General features: G+C 61.2%; 19 protein-coding genes. 9 read left to right on the top strand and 10 right to left on the bottom strand.

Annotation, left to right across the window (positions count from 1 at the left end):
- The first annotated feature begins 113 nt into the window (after nucleotides 1–113).
- The 3 genes from LUB09_RS05015 to LUB09_RS05005 all read left to right on the top strand — a co-directional run bounded on the left by LUB09_RS05015 (nucleotide 114) and on the right by LUB09_RS05005 (nucleotide 2668).
- Nucleotides 114–1064, top strand: a complete 951-nt coding sequence (locus LUB09_RS05015; RefSeq protein WP_442964091.1) for a nucleoside-specific channel-forming protein Tsx — start codon at nucleotides 114–116, stop codon at nucleotides 1062–1064.
- 14 nt (nucleotides 1065–1078) lie between these two features.
- Complete coding sequence (locus LUB09_RS05010; RefSeq protein WP_231421824.1) at nucleotides 1079–2107, top strand: purine-nucleoside phosphorylase; 1029 nt, start codon at nucleotides 1079–1081, stop codon at nucleotides 2105–2107.
- A 288-nt stretch (nucleotides 2108–2395) separates the two neighbouring features.
- The gene (locus LUB09_RS05005) at nucleotides 2396–2668 is read left to right on the top strand and encodes a hypothetical protein (RefSeq protein WP_057009397.1); all 273 of its coding nucleotides are present in this window, start codon (nucleotides 2396–2398) and stop codon (nucleotides 2666–2668) included.
- A gap of 180 nt (nucleotides 2669–2848) precedes the next feature.
- Here the strand turns inward: LUB09_RS05005 and LUB09_RS05000 are convergent, their stop codons facing one another.
- The 3 genes from LUB09_RS05000 to LUB09_RS04990 form a co-directional block, all read right to left on the bottom strand.
- Nucleotides 2849–3019 carry a metallothionein gene (locus LUB09_RS05000; RefSeq protein WP_231421823.1) on the bottom strand — a complete coding sequence of 57 codons (171 nt, stop codon included), beginning with the start codon at nucleotides 3017–3019 and terminating at the stop codon, nucleotides 2849–2851.
- An 89-nt stretch (nucleotides 3020–3108) separates the two neighbouring features.
- A complete protein-coding gene (locus tag LUB09_RS04995) occupies nucleotides 3109–3561 on the bottom strand; it encodes a DMT family transporter (protein ID WP_057009398.1) in 453 nt (150 codons plus the stop codon).
- Between the two features lie 4 nt (nucleotides 3562–3565).
- Nucleotides 3566–4054 carry a DMT family transporter gene (locus LUB09_RS04990; protein ID WP_231421822.1) on the bottom strand — a complete coding sequence of 163 codons (489 nt, stop codon included), beginning with the start codon at nucleotides 4052–4054 and terminating at the stop codon, nucleotides 3566–3568.
- 118 nt (nucleotides 4055–4172) lie between these two features.
- Between LUB09_RS04990 and LUB09_RS04985 the strand changes: the two genes are divergently transcribed.
- The 3 genes from LUB09_RS04985 to LUB09_RS04975 all read left to right on the top strand — a co-directional run bounded on the left by LUB09_RS04985 (nucleotide 4173) and on the right by LUB09_RS04975 (nucleotide 5973).
- Nucleotides 4173–5105, top strand: coding sequence for a LysR family transcriptional regulator (locus LUB09_RS04985; protein WP_231421821.1), 933 nt, complete (start codon nucleotides 4173–4175; stop codon nucleotides 5103–5105).
- 254 nt (nucleotides 5106–5359) lie between these two features.
- Nucleotides 5360–5599 carry a type II toxin-antitoxin system Phd/YefM family antitoxin gene (locus LUB09_RS04980; protein ID WP_231421820.1) on the top strand — a complete coding sequence of 80 codons (240 nt, stop codon included), beginning with the start codon at nucleotides 5360–5362 and terminating at the stop codon, nucleotides 5597–5599.
- Nucleotides 5596–5973 (top strand): type II toxin-antitoxin system VapC family toxin, encoded by a 378-nt coding sequence (locus tag LUB09_RS04975; protein WP_057009402.1) that lies wholly within the window; start codon nucleotides 5596–5598, stop codon nucleotides 5971–5973. The genes LUB09_RS04980 and LUB09_RS04975 overlap by 4 nt, the downstream gene beginning before the upstream one ends.
- A gap of 27 nt (nucleotides 5974–6000) precedes the next feature.
- Here LUB09_RS04975 and LUB09_RS04970 read toward each other — a convergent pair whose 3' ends face one another.
- The 4 genes from LUB09_RS04970 to LUB09_RS04955 all read right to left on the bottom strand — a co-directional run bounded on the left by LUB09_RS04970 (nucleotide 6001) and on the right by LUB09_RS04955 (nucleotide 9666).
- A complete protein-coding gene (locus tag LUB09_RS04970) occupies nucleotides 6001–7320 on the bottom strand; it encodes an Nramp family divalent metal transporter (protein WP_209981269.1) in 1320 nt (439 codons plus the stop codon).
- A 38-nt stretch (nucleotides 7321–7358) separates the two neighbouring features.
- Entirely contained in the window at nucleotides 7359–8915 is a 1557-nt protein-coding gene (locus LUB09_RS04965; protein ID WP_231421819.1) for a DUF726 domain-containing protein, read from the bottom strand.
- An 87-nt stretch (nucleotides 8916–9002) separates the two neighbouring features.
- Entirely contained in the window at nucleotides 9003–9308 is a 306-nt protein-coding gene (locus tag LUB09_RS04960; protein WP_209981264.1) for an XRE family transcriptional regulator, read from the bottom strand.
- Entirely contained in the window at nucleotides 9301–9666 is a 366-nt protein-coding gene (locus tag LUB09_RS04955; protein ID WP_209981262.1) for a type II toxin-antitoxin system RelE/ParE family toxin, read from the bottom strand. The genes LUB09_RS04960 and LUB09_RS04955 overlap by 8 nt, the downstream gene beginning before the upstream one ends.
- Nucleotides 9667–9863: 197 nt before the next feature.
- Here LUB09_RS04955 and LUB09_RS04950 point away from each other — a divergent pair, with 197 nt between their 5' ends.
- On the top strand, nucleotides 9864–11672 hold the full coding sequence (locus LUB09_RS04950; RefSeq protein ID WP_231421818.1) for a monovalent cation:proton antiporter-2 (CPA2) family protein: 1809 nt from the start codon (nucleotides 9864–9866) through the stop codon (nucleotides 11670–11672).
- A 74-nt stretch (nucleotides 11673–11746) separates the two neighbouring features.
- Complete coding sequence (locus tag LUB09_RS04945) at nucleotides 11747–12298, top strand: hypothetical protein (RefSeq protein ID WP_209981258.1); 552 nt, start codon at nucleotides 11747–11749, stop codon at nucleotides 12296–12298.
- A 466-nt stretch (nucleotides 12299–12764) separates the two neighbouring features.
- Here LUB09_RS04945 and LUB09_RS04940 read toward each other — a convergent pair whose 3' ends face one another.
- The 3 genes from LUB09_RS04940 to LUB09_RS04930 are packed head-to-tail and all read right to left on the bottom strand — an operon-like array spanning nucleotide 12765 to nucleotide 14851.
- Nucleotides 12765–13484, bottom strand: a complete 720-nt coding sequence (locus LUB09_RS04940) for an alpha/beta hydrolase (protein ID WP_231421817.1) — start codon at nucleotides 13482–13484, stop codon at nucleotides 12765–12767.
- 11 nt (nucleotides 13485–13495) lie between these two features.
- Nucleotides 13496–14251, bottom strand: a complete 756-nt coding sequence (gene cobF, locus LUB09_RS04935) for a precorrin-6A synthase (deacetylating) (RefSeq protein ID WP_231421816.1) — start codon at nucleotides 14249–14251, stop codon at nucleotides 13496–13498.
- A gap of 9 nt (nucleotides 14252–14260) precedes the next feature.
- Nucleotides 14261–14851: a histidine phosphatase family protein gene (locus LUB09_RS04930; protein WP_231421855.1), complete on the bottom strand. Its 591-nt coding sequence runs from the start codon at nucleotides 14849–14851 to the stop codon at nucleotides 14261–14263.
- Between the two features lie 278 nt (nucleotides 14852–15129).
- On the opposite strand from LUB09_RS04930, the gene LUB09_RS04925 reads away from it, so the two are divergent.
- Nucleotides 15130–15798: a helix-turn-helix transcriptional regulator gene (locus tag LUB09_RS04925; protein ID WP_231421854.1), complete on the top strand. Its 669-nt coding sequence runs from the start codon at nucleotides 15130–15132 to the stop codon at nucleotides 15796–15798.
- The last annotated feature ends 39 nt before the right edge of the window (nucleotides 15799–15837 follow it).

The raw sequence follows: 15837 nt of genomic DNA, 5'->3' as shown, positions 1-15837 counted from the left end.
CCATTGGGCAAAGTTGGTACGGCCCGTGCAAACGTTTGCGCTACGAACCTGCCAGGCGGGTTCATGTCGGCCTGAATAATCGGGTCCCCACCGCGTACGAATAGGGATTTTCAATGCACCTGAACTCAAGGCCCCGGGCCTGCTTTGGTGTTTCCATGGTCCTGGCCGCCGTTACGGGAGTACTCAGTGCCCCCATTTTGGCGCAGGAAAAGCCCACCGATGACTCGGCACAGGGCGAAACCCTGAGCCCTGAAGCCAGCCCTGCGGCGAAAAAGGGCGTTTATCTTTCTGAATGGTTCAACCAGGACCTGACCTTGATCGGCAGCAAGGACATCAGCTTCGGCCCCCGGCCGCAGGATGATGTGTATCTGGAATACGAGTACTTCGGCCGCAAGGGCCCGTTCGAGCTGTACGGCTATGTCGATGTGCCGAAGATCCTCACCATCGGCAACAGCAACGACAAAGGCGTGTGGGACCACGGTTCGCCGGTGTTCATGGAGCACGAACCGCGTATCTCCATCGACTACCTGGCCGGCCGCAGCCTGGCCATCGGCCCGTTCAAGGAATGGTACGTGGCGTTCGACTGGATCTACGACCACGGCAGCCACAAGGAAAACCGCGCCAACACCCTTTACAGCGGCCTGGGCACCGATATCGACACGCACTCGCGGGTCAACCTCTCGGCCAACTTCTACGGCCGGTACCAGTGGGAAAACTACGGCGCCAGCAATGAATACTCATGGGACGGCTACCGTGCCCAGATGAAGTACATCGTGCCCATCGGCAAGTTCGACAACGGCGCCTCGCTGACCTACATCGGTTTTACCAATTACGACTTCGGCTCGGACCTGCACAAGGACAACCCGGCGCGCACCGCCAACTCACTGGTGGCGACCAACGTGTTGCTGTACTCGTTCACGCACCTGCGCTTCACCCTGGTCGGCCGTTACTTTCACAACGGCGGCAACTGGGAAGATGGCAGCGAGTTGAATTTCGGCGAAGGCAACTTTCGCGCACGCTCGGACGGCTGGGGTTACTACGCCGGCGTGGGCTATCAATTCTGATCAAGGAGTTTTGGATGAAAGCGTTTACCCGTCTGTCGATTGCCATGAGCCTCGCGCTGCTGCCCTCTGTGGTGCTGGCGCAGACCGCACCGATCAAACCCAAGGTGATGCTGATCACCATGTTCGCCCCCGAGGCGCAAACCTGGATAGACCGCCTGGCGCTCAAGCAGGAAGTCCGTGTGCCCGGCCTGTCCGCCGAATACCCGGTGATTCGCTGCAACACCCAGGACGTGTGCCTGTTGGTGACCGGCATGGGCCAGACCAACGCCGCAGCGTCGACGCTGGCACTGGCGCTGTCGCCCAAGTTCGACCTGCGCCAGAGTTACTTCCTGATCGCCGGGATCGCCGGCATCAGCCCCAAACACGGCACCCTCGGCACGGCGGCCTGGGCCCATTATCTGGTGGAGTTCGGCACCCAGTGGGAGCTGGACTCGCGGGATGCGCCCAAGGACTGGCCAACGGGTTATATCGGCATCAACACAAAAGGCCCCAACGAAAAACCGCCGCTGGACTACAAGACCGAAGTGTTCGAGCTGAACCCCAAGTTGCAGGCCAAGGCCTTTGCGCTGTCGCACAAGGTCACGCTTTCCGAAAGCAAGGAATCGGCGGCCTGGCGCCAGCACTACCCCGCCGCTCCCGCCAACCAGCCGCCGCAGGTGACCCGTTGCGACACCCTGGCGGGCAATACCTGGTTTTCCGGCACGCGCCTGAGCGAGCGCGCCGAGGTGTGGACCAAACTGCTCACCGACAACAAAGGTGAGTACTGCACCACCCAGCAGGAGGACAACTCCACCTACGAAGCCTTGCTGCGCGCCAGCCGTGAAGGCCTGGTGGACATCCAGCGCCTGGCCGTGGTGCGCGCGGGGTCCGACTTCGACCGCCCTTATCCGGGCTACAGCGAGGTGGACAACCTGCTCAAATACGCCGACCAGGGCGGCTTCGTGCCGGCGCTGGAGAACCTCTATCGCACCGGTAACCCGCTGGTGCAGGCGATCCTCAGCAACTGGTCGACCTGGGAAAAAGGCGTGCCCGAGGTCGAGTAACCTACACACCTTTCCAGCCCCCCGAATGCCCCTGTGGCGAGCGGGCTTGCCCCGCGTTGGGGTGCGAAGCGCCCCCAATTAAGGCGCATACGGTGTGCCTGACACTGCTCAGAGCCTGGTTTTGGGGCTGCTGCGCAGCCCAACGCGGGGCAAGCCCGCTCGCCACAAAAGCGCTATCTAATAGGATTAGTGAATTTTTAACCTCCATGGCGATCACTTGTTTACATCACAAGCCTGGCAATAGCGCCACTCGGGACGTGCGCCCAGGCTTGATCAAGGAGAAAAATCATGGACTCAACAGCACAGGTCAACGGCAAAGCGCAGATCGACTACACCCAGGACACCTTGTTCGGGCCACTGGCCAAACACGCGGAATGCCAGGTGAGCGTGCGGCACGAACCCGACGGCCTGGTGCTCAAGGTGCTTCAACCCCTGCCCGACGACCTGCACCATGCGCAGACGGTGGTGTTCGCACTGGAAGGCAAGCGCACCAGCGCCGTGGTCAAGGATCACAAGCGCCTGTCCGACCACAGCCTGCGTCTGGAGCTGGAAACCCAATAGCCCATCGGATGCAATCACACGGATGGGAGAGGGTTGCTCCCGATGGCAGTGAGTCAGCTACACATAAGCTGACTGACCCACCGCTATCGGGAGCAAGCCCCCTCCCACATTTTTTAATATCGCCAGCCAGGAAAACGTCGGTCAACTCTAAGACCGTCGCCTCCCAAAGCCCGCAAGCGTTCAGCCATGGGCCGACTTGGCACACTCACAATTAGCCTGCGCAGCACACGGCTCACCATGCGCATGATGCTGAGCACAGCCCTCACAGCAATAGCCCTTATCGTCTTTCATTACCGCATCAACACCCAACACGCACTTGCAGTGTGGGCAGGCACAGGTTTGATCTGGCATGGTCAGACTCCTTCTTCATGGTCGTCATGGCGCGGCGAACACCGCCACCTTAAGCAGTGACTGTGGCCCGCCGCGGATGGTTCAAACCATCACTCGCTGCGCGTATTACTGCGGTACATGAACACCAGCGCCAGCGCCAGGCAGACCATCGCCACGATGCGGCTGCCCGACAATTCAATGGCCGGATTCCCCAGCCAGCCGAAATTGTCGATCAGCATGCCCATCGCCAATTGCCCGGTGATCACCGCCACCGTGGCGACGGCCGTGCCGACCACCGGCACCGCGCCGACCATCACGATCATGTACACCACGCCGAACAGCGCGCCGGTGAGTTGCCATTTCGGCACGTCCAACAGGCTCACGGCGTGCGCCGGTTCGAAGAAGAAAATCAGCAGCGCCGTCACCAGTGCGCCGATGCCGAAGGTCACCAGGCTGCTGCGCAGCACGCCGACCGTCTGCCCCAGGCGCCCGTTGATCGCCGCCTGCACGCTCAATACCGCACCTGCGGCAACCACGACCACCAGTAATAGAATCAGATTCATCGCCTCAACCCCGCGCAATCAAAACAAGTGCCACCACAATCAACGCCAGGGCAATCCAGCGCTCACTATTGACCCGCTTGCGGGCCGTGCCGAACCAGCCGAAATGGTCGATCAACACGCTCTTGCCCACCTGACCCGAGAGGATCGCGATCATGGTCATGGCAATCCCGATGTGGGGCGTGGCCAGGGTCAGCACCACCACATAGATCGGCCCCAGGAAACCGCCGATCAACTGCCAGCGCGGCAGCTCGCTCAGCGCCGGGCCCTTTCGCGCACCGCCGAAGAACAGCAGCAGAAACAGCAGCGCCGAACCCACTCCGAAAATACTCAAGGTCGCCCACAGATGCCCGACCTGCTCACCCAGCGGGCCGAGCAAACCGGCTTCCATCGACAGCCCCATGCCCGCCAGAATCACCAGCGGCAACAGCAGCAACTTCAAAATGTTTCGTTTTGGCCTGGCCTGCGCCACGCCCTCGACAGAACTTGCCTGCATACATCACCTGCGCTTCAACAAAAAAATGGATGGCGCGCATTATCCAGTGGCTGCCCTGTGCGATAAATGGGAGCATGCGGACAACACCTTTGCGCAATACGCACAACCAGGAGACCTGATGCAGGGTTTGAATGAACTGAGTTTCAAGGCGCTGCGCCTGTTCGTCGCCGTGCTGGACCATGGCAGTTTTTCCGAAGTGGCCCGCCGCGAAGGCCTTGCGCCCTCCTCCATTTCCCGGCAGGTCCAGTTGATGGAGCAGGCCCTCGGCCAGCAACTGCTCTATCGGCACACCCGCGCGGTGAGCCCGACCGAAGCCGGACGCCTGCTCGGGCGGCATGCGCGGTTGATGCTGGAGCAACTGGAAGCCGCCGGTCAGGCCCTGCAGGAACAGGAAAGCGAGCCCAGCGGCCTGGTGCGCATCAATGCCCCGATGGTGTTCGGCCAGCGTCACCTGTCGCCGTGGCTCGGCGAGCTGTGCCGGCGTTACCCCAAGCTGCAACTGGACATCCAGCAAACCGACACCTTCGTCGATCCATTGCAGGATGGCACCGACCTGCTGTTTCGCATCGGCGTACTCAACGACTCCGGCATGCAGGCACGCATCTTCGCGCCCCAGCGCTTCCGTCTCGCCGCCAGCCCCGCTTATCTGGCGCAGCACGGCACGCCCAGCCACCCCGATGAACTGCTCAACCACCACTGCCTGGCCTACAAGGGCGTCATCGGCCAGCAACGCTGGTTCTTCCGCCGCGCCCAGGGCGAATGGACGCCCTACAGCGTCAAAGGCCCGATCACTGGCAACCACGCCGACACCCTCACCCACGCCGCAGAACAGGGCCTGGGATTCGTGGTATTTCCATCATGGCTGATCGGCGAAAGCCTGCGCGCCGGCACCTTGCAGGCGGTGCTGAGCGACTACGAAGTGGCCACCACCCTCGAACCGCAACAGATCGCCGCGCTGTGGCCGGGCAGCCGACGGTTGTCGCTGAAGGTGCGTACGGTGATCGATTACTTTGCGGCGTGTTTTGGGACAGTGCCGTATTGGGATCGGTGAGCGTTCAGGCGACGCGGGCGTTATGCGTGAGGAAATTTCCTAGTAGGAAAAGTAGTCCGGGTCCGATTTTACGGGCCACTATTTATGACACCCGTCTTCAAGAGGCAGACTCCAGCAACGTCCTTCTTCGGAGAATTGCCATGAATGTCCTGTACTACAAAAAAATACGATCTGGCCGGTCTGACAGCTGTCTACCCGTCTTTGATAGCTAAGCTGGTTTTGACTATATTTGGCCAAAACATGGAGAGAACTCTATGGTTACCGTTCCGCTGGGCGAAGCAAAGAATAATCTGTCAAAACTGGTTGATGAGGCCGCCGCTGGCAACATCATCACCATCGCCAAGCATGGCCGCGCAATGGCCCAACTCGTCCCGATGACCAAGCCCAACGGCAAGAGGGTTGGTGCAATGAAGGGGAAACTCGTCATCCCGGACGACTTTGACGCTCCCCTACCGGACGATCTGCTGGATTCGTTTCAGGGCAAGGCGTCATGAGGGTACTGTTGGACACTCACATCCTCCTTTGGGCACTCAGTGGCGATCCCAAACTGTCCAGCAAAGCACGAAAGCTCATCGAAAATGCAGCCGACGTTTACATCAGCGCGGCGACATTCTGGGAGATGGCAATCAAGGTAAGCCTGGGAAAGCTCCATGTCGATCTGGACGAAATTCGTGGGTACTGTCTGGAGAGCGGTGTCGTCGAATTAGCCATCACCTCCGAGCATGCCATCGCGGTAAAGGATCTGGAGCATCATCACAAAGACCCTTTTGATCGACTTATCGTTGCAACCGCCATCAGCGAACCGATGAGACTATTGACCACCGATCCGCAGGTTGCTCAGTACACATCGCTGGCGATCCTCGTCTAGATCACCTCCGACACTCGGATACTCAGATCAAAACAACCATTGCCCAATCAACCACGCATTCGCCCCGCTGATCACCGCAAACAGGAACCACGCCAGTAACCGCGTGGGCAGGCGATTGACGAACGGGCCCATCAGTTGCTTGTCACCCGTCATGCGAATCAACGGGTATAGCGCAAACGGCAACTGCAGGCTGAGCACCACCTGGCTGAGAATCAGCAGTTTGCCGATGGCATCGTCCCCCATCAGCCACACCCCGAGGAATGCAGGGATCAGCGCCAGGCCGCGGGTGATCAGGCGTCGTTGCCAGCACGGAATACGCAGGTTGAGGTAACCCTCCATGATCACTTGCCCGGCAATGGTGCCGGTGAAGGTGGAGCTTTGCCCGGAGGCCAGCAATGCGATGCCAAACAGGATGCTGGCAAACGCGCCACCCACCAACGGGTCAAGCAGATGGTAAGCGTCCTGGATTTCCACGACGTCGGTGTGGCCGGTCTTGTGGAAGGCGGCCGCGGCGAGTACCAGGATCGCGGCATTGACCAGCAGCGCCAGCGCAAGAGAGCCAATGGTGTCGATGCGTGCCAGCTTGACCGCGTCCTGCTTGCTGGCCAGGTCCTTGCCGATCATCCGGGTCTGCACAATCGAGCTGTGCAGGTAGAGGTTATGCGGCATGACCGTGGCGCCAAGGATACCGATGGCCAGGTACAACGGCGCCGCATCGCTGATGGCCGAGAGCGACGGGGTGAACCCGCTCAACACATCCGGCCAGTAGGGTTTGATCAGCACCAGCTCAATAAAGAAACACACGCCGATGGTGGCAACCAGCGCCAGCATGATCGCTTCCAGGCGGCGAAAGCCACGGTTCTGCAGGGCCAGGATCAGCAAGGTATCGAAGGCGGTGATGACGATACCGGTGGTCAGCGACACCCCCAGCAGCAGGTGAAATGCCAACGCGCAGCCGAGCACTTCGGCGAGGTCGGTGGCAATGATGGAGATTTCGGCCAAGGCCCACTGGGTGCGGGCTGAACGCTTGCTGTAGCGTTCACGGCACAGCTGCGCCAGGTCCTTGCCGGTGGCGATGCCGAGCCGCGAGCACAGGCACTGCACCGCCATCCCGGCGAGGCTGGCCAGCAACACCACAAACAGCAGGCTGTAGCCATAACGCGAACCGGCTTCGATGGCCGTGGCCCAGTTGCCCGGGTCCATGTAGCCGATGGAGATGAGCAGGCCGGGGCCTGCAAACATCAGCGCGCGCTTGAAAAACGACGCCTTGGGGTCAACGGCAACGGAGCCGGCCACTTCCGGCGGGCAAAAGGGGGCGGTAGCGATTTTTGGCAGGCTGAATTTCACGCGCGATTCCAGGTAAACACACAAGACAGGCACGCAGCTTAGCAGTCAGACACAACCGTGCGCATCACCGTGTCCCGAGGCAGATCGAACGCTTCGACCACCTGCACCACCAGGTCCAGCTCCTGGTTCAAGGCTTCGCGCTCCATGCGCTGGCGAATCACCCCGACCACCAACACCGCGAGGGTGGTGATGGAATACGCAGGGCCTGAGAACGCCCGTACGCCACTCACCAGCAACATCGCCGCCGCAAGCGCCTGGCCCACCACCGGAATCGCCGAGGCAGCGCCGCGTCTCAACATGAATCCGGTCAGCCCCGCCAGCGCAGTGCCGCTCAAGGCTGTGGTGGCCGAGCGGCCGACAGCGAAGCGATTGAACAGACCCTGCTCCTTTTGCGCCGCGGCCCGCAGTTCGGCGTCGAACCGTTGACGGTCGGCCTGGCTGAGTTTGTCCTTGTACTGCTCGATCAGTTTCTCGGCGACCTGCGCTTCAAGGTCGGCAAGCGCCACACTGGCGATCGGCTCGTCGAATTTGATCCCCAGCCGCCCCGCCACGTCCTGGGCGATCTGGCGATAACTCACGCCATGCCCGCGGGCAATGTTCATGAGGCTGTCGCCGCCCATGCGCTGCAGTTCGATGGCCAGCTTGCGGGGTTCGCGCACCGAGGCGTCAATCGAGGCGCTGCGCTTTTGCGCCATCAGCTCGGCCAAAAACTTCAACTCGTCCGGCCGTGCCTGCACCAGCACAGGGAACAGGTCGACATCCTCCTCGGCAAACCGCACCTCGCTGCTGCGCGGGTCAAAGCGGATCATGCCGCGCCGCTCCTGCAACAGGTCGGTGTACTGCACCACCGTCTTCAGCTGGGGCCAATACGCCGCATGGTCGAAGCTGGCCAGATGCACATTGGTCACCTTGGCCTTGAGCGAAGGCGTGACGGGGATGGCATAACGGCCGATACAGCGCTCGGTGTCGGGCTTTATCGCCAATGCCCAGTCCTTGCTGGAGTGGCAATTGATGACACGCCCCGTCAACGGCGCCGCCACCTGCTCCCAGGGGCTCGATGTACAGATGGCGCCGCCCATCAGCAGCACATTGTTCAGCGGCAGCTCGCGCGCGGTTTCAGGGCTGGCGAGCAGGCTTTTGACGAGAATGCGCGCGCCCAGGGAATGGCCGATCAGGTTGATGCGGCGCACCGTCAGTGACTCGCCATGCAGGTAATTGGCCAGCTCCGGCAGCAAGCTTTTGGCCACCTCATCCACCCGCGTCTCGACGCTTTTGTAGTGGTCGAGAAAATACGCAATCGCCTTGCCCAGCCCCACGGTTGCCGCGCCCAGGCCGCCACCGCCGAGCATCGAGGCGATCACGTCCTTGAACGGTGCAAACAGGTTTTCCAGAAAATGCCCGGCCGGCCAGAACAGCATCAGGTTGGTCGAGCCTTCGATACCTGCCAGCTGCTGCTTGAAGTTACCCAGCTGTTGCTGGTTGAAGAATGCCGAGTAACCGTGGACATAGAGATTGAGCACATCGCCCTGAGGCTCGCCACACAATACGAACGTGGGCTTGCGGGTGCGGTGCATTTCATCCCACTGGTGCTGCATGGGGCGGTGACTCCTGGCGACGATGGAAGGCGATGGTAACAAAGGGCAGCCAGGGGCAATGTGAAAAAAGCATGGCGCTCGCGGCCTTCAGCAAGCGAAGTTGTCGATCTTCACCTGCCCGTCGGGAAACGTCGCGATGATTTCCAGCTCCCCCCCCATGGCGCGTATGTAGTCACGCAAGGTACTGATATACATGTCAGTGCGGCGTTCCATTTTAGAGACCGCAGCCTGGTTGATCTTCAACGCCTTGGCCAGGCTCTCCTGGCTCAACTGCTGGGCTTTACGCAGCTCATGCAGCGGCATTTCTCTCACATGCTGCGCGAATATCTGCTCGGCCTCAGCCCGCGATTCGGGTGACATGCGAGCTTGAAGTTCAGCGAATTTTCTAGCCATGGTTACGGCCCTCTCTACGCAATGTTTCCAAATGAACGTCATACAACTTATCTGCCACGGGGACGTGCTCTTCGTACCATCGATGTCGCGATGTTTTATCGCCACCTATCAGCAGCAATGCGCAACGGCGGGGATCGAATGCATACAGCACCCGATAAGGGCGACCGGCGTGCTGCACCCTTAGCTCTCGCAGGTTACCGTGTCGAGATCCCTTGACATCGCTGCTGTGGGGAAAGCGCAGACCTGGTCCAAACAGCCCCAGCAGATCAACGCTGGCAGATACCGAGGATTGCTCTCCTGCATCCAGATCAGCCCACCAGTCTCCGAATTCGTCCGTGTATTCTATGTCCCAACTCATGCAAATATGCCACCCATGGAATATAAACTCAATGGCATAACCCTAGACCGTAAGACTTTCCTCGCCAGTGGCAAATTATTTGTACGTACTAACAAGTCTTGGCCGATGCGCACGCGCGGCAAAAATACAATTCTCAGTCGGCAAAAAGCGCTCTAATAGCGCCCTGTTGACTGGCTTTGAAGATTCTGGAGTTCGCAATGCCGCATGAAGGCAACCTGTTACAAGCAGCCGTGGTGTTTCTGCTCGCCGCCGTGCTCACCGTGCCGTTGGCCAAGCGCCTGCAACTGGGCGCGGTGCTCGGCTATCTGTTCGCCGGGGTGATCATTGGGCCGTCGGTACTGGGCCTGGTGCGTAACCCGCAGAGCGTGGCGCAGTTTTCCGAACTGGGCGTGGTGCTGCTGCTATTCATCATCGGCCTGGAGCTGTCGCCCAAGCGTTTATGGGTGATGCGCAAGGCGGTGTTCGGCGTCGGCCTGGCGCAGGTGCTGCTTACCGGCCTGGTGATGGGCGCGGTGGCGCTGTGGCTGTTCGGTCAGGCGTGGAACAGCGCGATTGTGCTGGGCCTGGGCCTGGCGCTGTCGTCCACGGCGTTCGGCCTGCAAAGCCTGGCCGAGCGCAAGGAACTCAACCAGCCCCACGGGCGCATGGCCTTTGCGATCCTGCTGTTTCAGGACATCGCCGCCATCCCGCTGATCGCCATGGTGCCGTTGCTGGCCGGCGGCAGCCACCCCACCACCGAGTCCGAAGGCCTGCAGCACGGCTTGCAGGTGCTGGGCAGTATCGCCGTGGTGATCATCGGCGGGCGTTACCTGTTGCGCCCGGTGTTTCGCATCGTGGCCAAAACCGGCCTGCGCGAAGTGTCCACCGCCACCGCGCTGCTGGTGGTGATCGGCACGGCCTGGTTGATGGAACTGGTCGGCGTGTCCATGGCTCTGGGCGCCTTCCTCGCCGGCCTGCTGCTGGCAGACTCCGAGTACCGTCACGAACTGGAGTCGCAGATCGAACCGTTCAAGGGCCTGTTGCTCGGGCTGTTCTTTATCAGTGTGGGCATGGGCGCCAACCTCAGCCTGCTGCTCAGTTCGCCGCTGGTGGTCATCGGCCTGACCCTGCTGTTGATCGGCCTCAAGCTGCCGATCCTGTATGCCGTGGGCCGCATGGCCGGTGACCTCAATCGCGAAAGCGCCCTGCGCCTGGGCGTGGTGCTGGCGGCCGGCGGTGAGTTTGCCTTCGTGGTGTTCAAGATCGGCCGCGACCAGGGCCTGTTCGAACCGCAGTTGTACGACATTCTGGTGCTGACCATCACCCTGTCCATGGCCATCACGCCGCTGTTGCTGCTGATCTGCCCGAAGCTGTTCAAGCGCAAGACCAGGCCGGTGGAAGTGCCCGAGGAATACCGCGCCATCGAAGGCGATGCGCCACGCGTGGTGATCGCCGGCATGGGCCGCATGGGGCAGATCGTCGCGCGGATCCTGCGCGCGCAGAACATTTCGTTCATCGCCCTCGACACCTCGGTGGAAACCATCGAGTTGACCCGCAGCTTCGGCGGGATGCCGGTGTTCTACGGCGATCCGCAGCGTCCGGAAATCCTGCACGCGGCCAAGGTCGACCAGGCGGAATTTTTCGTGATCGCCATGGACGACCCCGAAATCAACATCAAAACCGCCGAACTGGTGCGCAACCTCTACCCGCACATGAAGATCATCGCCCGCGCACGTAACCGCCAGCACGTGCACCGCCTGGTGGACCTCGACGCCTCGCCGATTCGCGAGACCTTCTACTCCAGCCTCGAAATGAGCCGCCGTACCCTGGTTGGCCTGGGGTTGAGCCAGGCCCAGGCCGATGCGCGCATCAACCGCTTCAGGAACCACGACCTGCAAGTGCTCGCCGCCCAGCATGCGGTATACGACGACGCGGCCAAGGTCATGCAGACCGCCCAGGAAGCCCGCACCGAACTGGCGCGGCTGTTTGAGATGGATCGGCTTGAGGAAGAGTCCGACAAGGTGTGAGGCCGGGGGAGGAACGATCTTGCAAATTTTCTGACAGAATAAGGCGCAATTTCGTTTTATCACCGGAGTGCTTTATGGCCACTTTCACCAAGACCGCCGTCCTGCTTGCCCTCGCACTGACCGCCGGCAGCGTGTTCGCTGCCGCCAAGCCAAGCACACAGACCATCTCCACCCTGGGCGGCAAGTTCACCTTCAGCCTGCCCAAGGCCTACGTCGCCGATACCCTGCCGGCCGGCAAGGCCGAGGATGGCACCGGCGACACCCAGGGCACCCTGTACGCCAATCAGAGCACGAAAAGTGTGGTGATCGTCGCCGAAACCGTGCGCAAGGACGGGGTAAAGATCGAGGACAACGACCCCAAGTTCCTTGACGGCGCCGTCGCCGGTTTCATCAAGGACCAGAGCGCCGCCCTGCCCGACTTCAAGAAACAGAGCGAGAAAAAGCTCAACTTCAAGGGCCTGGGCATGCGTCAGGTCGACAGCACCGCCACCCAGGGCGGCGGCAAGACCTTGAACTCCACGTTCCTCGGCGGCTCGGGCAACCAGTTGCTGGTGATCCAGGCCATTTCGCGGGCCGATGATGTGAAGGGGCACGCCGAACTGGTGAAACAGATCACCGGCAAATAACCCACTTCCCACAACCAACACAAACCCCCTTGTGGGAGGGGGCTTGCCCCAATGCCGTTCAGTTAAGCGCAGCTCCCCTGTGGGAGCGGCGGTGCGACGATTCGGCTTGCCCGCGAAAGCGGTGGGTCTTCAACATCAATGTTTGCTGGGCCGACGCCATCGGGAGCAAGCCCCCTCCCACATTTTGTACAGCGTTCGCAAACCATTCCGGTCGGCTCTCAGGCCGCCGCGCTTTTGCTTTTGATCTGGAAGCGCCCCGTCAAACACGCTGGCCGAACGCAGGCTTTGGAGCGTGGGTAACCCGGCAGGACGCCGGGTTACCCGCCGTCAGGGCGGAACCCTAAGCCGCCGTTACCGAACAAACCGATATGTACACCGAAAAGTCGCACCGCTCGTTGCTTCGAGCATCACGCTGGCTTAACTGAGCGGCATTAGGGCTTGCCCCCCTCACACATTGCAACCGTGCTCACTTCAGGTTCGATTCAAGCCAGGCCTTCAGGTCCTGCACCTCCGCTTCGCTGATCGTGTGGTTCATGCCTTCATAGGTATGAAACTGCGGCTTCAACCCCAACCCCACCAGCACCTCGTTCGCCCGCGTCGCCGACGCATACGGCAGCGCCTGATCCAATGTGCCATGGCCGATAAAGATCGCCATCCTGCCCAGCGCGTCATCGGGCTTGAGCTCAGCCTTGAGTACCGGCAGCACGCTGCCGCTCAGCGCCGCGATGCCCCGCAGCAGCTCAGGCTTACGCAAGCCCACCTCGTAGGACATGATCGCGCCCTGGCTGAACCCCACCAGGAACACGCGATCACTCTGGGTGTGGTACTTGACCGTGGCCTTGCGCACAAAGTCTTCGATCAGCGCGGCGCTGCGCTGCAGGTCGGCGGTCTCGCCGTTGTAATCACGCTCGCCGGTGGTCTTGGTGAACCAGCGATAGCCATGGGGGTCCACCGGCGTTGGCGCGCGGGCCGACAGGTAGGTCCAGGTCGAGGGCAACGCGTCCTTGATCCCGAACAGATCCTCCTCGTCGCTGCCGAACCCGTGCAGGAAGATCACCAACGGCTGGTTGCGCGCATCGCCCTGGGTCTGTTCCAGGTAGGACAACGGCAAATCGGTGTGCAGGTTCGAGTCGGCGTGGGCGGCAGCGGCCACCAGGGTCAGTGCCAGGGCAAACAGTTTGAGCATGGGAGGTCACCTCAGGGTTTGCGCAACAGATAAGTGTCCATGATCCAGCCATTTTCCAGGCGCGCGGCCTTGCGCACCCGTTCGATTTCTTCAGCCACTTCACTGACCTTGCCGCTGATCAGGATTTCATCCGGCGTGCCCAGGTAGGCCCCCCAATAAATATCAAAGCCCTGCTCAGCCACGCTGCGGTAGGAGTCTTCGGCATCGAGCATCACCACCAGCGTATCCGCATCACTGGCCTGCCCTGCCGCCAAACGCCGGCCGGTGGTAATTTCGACGGACTTGCCGATGCGGTTCAACGCTACTTTATGTTGCGCGGCCAGGGCCTGCACGCTGGTGATGCCGGGGATCACTTCGAACTCGAATTCGCACTGACCTGAGGCCAGAATCGCCTGCAGGATACGAAGGGTGCTGTCGTACAGCGCCGGGTCGCCCCAGGCCAGGAACGCACCGACCTCGCCGTCGGCCATGTGCTCATTGATCAGGCGTTCAAAAGTGGCTTGCTTGTCGCGGTTAAGCACCTGCACCGCCGTGGTGTAGTCGATCTCACCGCGCACGCGCTCGGGGCAGTCGGCCTCGACGAAGCGGTAGCCGGGTTCGGTGATGTAGGTTTCGCATATCTCGCGGCGCAGGTCGATCAGCTTGTCCTTGCTCTGGCCTTTGTCCATCAGGAAGAACACGTCGGTGCGGTTCAGCGCCTTCACCGCCTGCATCGTGATGTAGTCAGGGTTGCCGGCGCCAATGCCGATGATCAGGATGCGTTTCATGGGGTGCTCTCAGTGCGGGGCGTGGATGTTGCCATGTTCGGACGGCCAGGGGTGAGTGTCCAGGCGCAGGCGCCACACGCCGGTAAAGCGCAGCTCGATGCAGGACAGTGGCGCGACGTCGATCCGGTAGATCATCTCGACCGGCATCTGCAGCACCTGCAGCATCGCCGCGCGGATCACGAACGGATGGGTCACGGCCAGCACATGGCCGGGTTGGGTTTGCAGCTGCTTGAGCCACTGCGCGATCCGCTCGCACAACGCATCCACCGATTCGCCACCATGGGGCGCACCGGCGCTGTCGGCGAGCCAGGCCCTCACCGCGTGAGTGTCGAGCTGGTCAATCGCCTGGCCTTTCCAGCGGCCCATGTCGAGGTCACGCAGAGCGGTTTCCAGCGTGGCCTCGTTACCGAACAGGCTCGCGGTCTGACGGGTTCGCAGCTCGGGGCCGCACACCAGTTGCGGGGGTTTGCTGAAGCGACCGGCCAGGGATAACGCGTCACTCTGCCAATCCATTACCACCGAGTCGTCATCGGCAAATCGCGCGTATTTCTGCGCGGGAGTGGCGGCGTGGCAGACAAGGGTCAACCGGGTGGGTTGCATCGCGGGTTCACTCTGGGTTGGCATGCAGTCCGCCCTGAAACGGCGAAGTTGTATTCATATGTTACAACAAACCTGGAAAAGGCCGCTGGACGCTGGGCCAACAGCCCGCAGCGTGCGGCCTTGAGCCGTTTTTTTCAAATTGGATCCCCTTCCTGTGGCGAGGCTGTACTAGCATAGGTGCTGGCGGGATGGACTATCACTGTGGGTTATTCGTATTGGCACCTGAACCCCGTCGCTGCAAGGCCGAATACCCGCACCTGACACTCATGGACGATTGGATGAACGCTCAGCTGTTTCCTCATATAGGCAAAGTCATTGCCAGCACCGGGAGCCGACATTTCCCGCGCATGCTGCACGACCTGATCCTCACCCAACTGGCGGTGGACGCTACCCATATCACCCAATTGCGAGTGAGCCCCGAGGGGCATACGCGGCGCAAAATCAGCCCGGTCTACACCGATTCGATGGCAACGCTGGGCGAGGAACAGCCCGCAGCGCAACTGCACCTGACTCGGCGCAAGGATGACGTGCGCTACATCCTCTCGGTCTACCGTTCGCACCAGTCCGAAAGCTTTTCGCCGCAGGAACGCAACATGCTGCAGGAGTTTTCCACGCTGTTGCTGCCCATGGTGGAAAAACACATCACGGCGATCCAGCCTGGCAACGACAGCGAGCCGGTGGCGGCAAAACATCAGGGCATCGAAACCCTGCGCAAGCGCATCGAGGAGCGCCTGGTGCAATCGGGGCTGACCCTGTCCACCCGCGAGCTGGAAGTGTGCGTCGGCCTGCTGGCCGGGAAAACCGCGCCAGAGCTGGCCGAACAACTGGCGTTGAAGGTCAACACCATCGAAAGCTACCTCAAGCGCGCGTCGATCAAACTGGGTATCAGCGGGCGGCATTCGCTGTTGCGGTGGATGTATGCCACCGAGAACAACAGCGGTCTTTAAGCCAGCATCCAGCAAATTGTGGGAGGGGGCTCGCTCCCG

This window comes from Pseudomonas sp. Leaf59 (genome assembly GCF_920984685.1).
Lineage (GTDB): Bacteria > Pseudomonadota > Gammaproteobacteria > Pseudomonadales > Pseudomonadaceae > Aquipseudomonas.
Note: the sequence above shows the minus strand (reverse complement) of the source record. Positions and strands in the feature narration are given on the sequence as shown.

What these genes read in the sequence shown, in the direction of transcription:
- LUB09_RS05015 (WP_442964091.1), top strand. Translation starts at nt 114, where the DNA reads ATGCACCTGAACTCAAGGCCCCGGGCCTGCTTTGGTGTTTCCATGGTC.
- LUB09_RS05010 (WP_231421824.1), top strand. Translation starts at nt 1,079, where the DNA reads ATGAAAGCGTTTACCCGTCTGTCGATTGCCATGAGCCTCGCGCTGCTG.
- LUB09_RS05005 (WP_057009397.1), top strand. Translation starts at nt 2,396, where the DNA reads ATGGACTCAACAGCACAGGTCAACGGCAAAGCGCAGATCGACTACACC.
- LUB09_RS05000 (WP_231421823.1), bottom strand. Translation starts at nt 3,019, where the DNA reads ATGCCAGATCAAACCTGTGCCTGCCCACACTGCAAGTGCGTGTTGGGT.
- LUB09_RS04995 (WP_057009398.1), bottom strand. Translation starts at nt 3,561, where the DNA reads ATGAATCTGATTCTATTACTGGTGGTCGTGGTTGCCGCAGGTGCGGTA.
- LUB09_RS04990 (WP_231421822.1), bottom strand. Translation starts at nt 4,054, where the DNA reads ATGCAGGCAAGTTCTGTCGAGGGCGTGGCGCAGGCCAGGCCAAAACGA.
- LUB09_RS04985 (WP_231421821.1), top strand. Translation starts at nt 4,173, where the DNA reads ATGCAGGGTTTGAATGAACTGAGTTTCAAGGCGCTGCGCCTGTTCGTC.
- LUB09_RS04980 (WP_231421820.1), top strand. Translation starts at nt 5,360, where the DNA reads ATGGTTACCGTTCCGCTGGGCGAAGCAAAGAATAATCTGTCAAAACTG.
- LUB09_RS04975 (WP_057009402.1), top strand. Translation starts at nt 5,596, where the DNA reads ATGAGGGTACTGTTGGACACTCACATCCTCCTTTGGGCACTCAGTGGC.
- LUB09_RS04965 (WP_231421819.1), bottom strand. Translation starts at nt 8,915, where the DNA reads ATGCAGCACCAGTGGGATGAAATGCACCGCACCCGCAAGCCCACGTTC.
- LUB09_RS04960 (WP_209981264.1), bottom strand. Translation starts at nt 9,308, where the DNA reads ATGGCTAGAAAATTCGCTGAACTTCAAGCTCGCATGTCACCCGAATCG.
- LUB09_RS04955 (WP_209981262.1), bottom strand. Translation starts at nt 9,666, where the DNA reads ATGAGTTGGGACATAGAATACACGGACGAATTCGGAGACTGGTGGGCT.
- LUB09_RS04950 (WP_231421818.1), top strand. Translation starts at nt 9,864, where the DNA reads ATGCCGCATGAAGGCAACCTGTTACAAGCAGCCGTGGTGTTTCTGCTC.
- LUB09_RS04945 (WP_209981258.1), top strand. Translation starts at nt 11,747, where the DNA reads ATGGCCACTTTCACCAAGACCGCCGTCCTGCTTGCCCTCGCACTGACC.
- LUB09_RS04940 (WP_231421817.1), bottom strand. Translation starts at nt 13,484, where the DNA reads ATGCTCAAACTGTTTGCCCTGGCACTGACCCTGGTGGCCGCTGCCGCC.
- cobF (WP_231421816.1), bottom strand. Translation starts at nt 14,251, where the DNA reads ATGAAACGCATCCTGATCATCGGCATTGGCGCCGGCAACCCTGACTAC.
- LUB09_RS04930 (WP_231421855.1), bottom strand. Translation starts at nt 14,851, where the DNA reads ATGCAACCCACCCGGTTGACCCTTGTCTGCCACGCCGCCACTCCCGCG.
- LUB09_RS04925 (WP_231421854.1), top strand. Translation starts at nt 15,130, where the DNA reads ATGAACGCTCAGCTGTTTCCTCATATAGGCAAAGTCATTGCCAGCACC.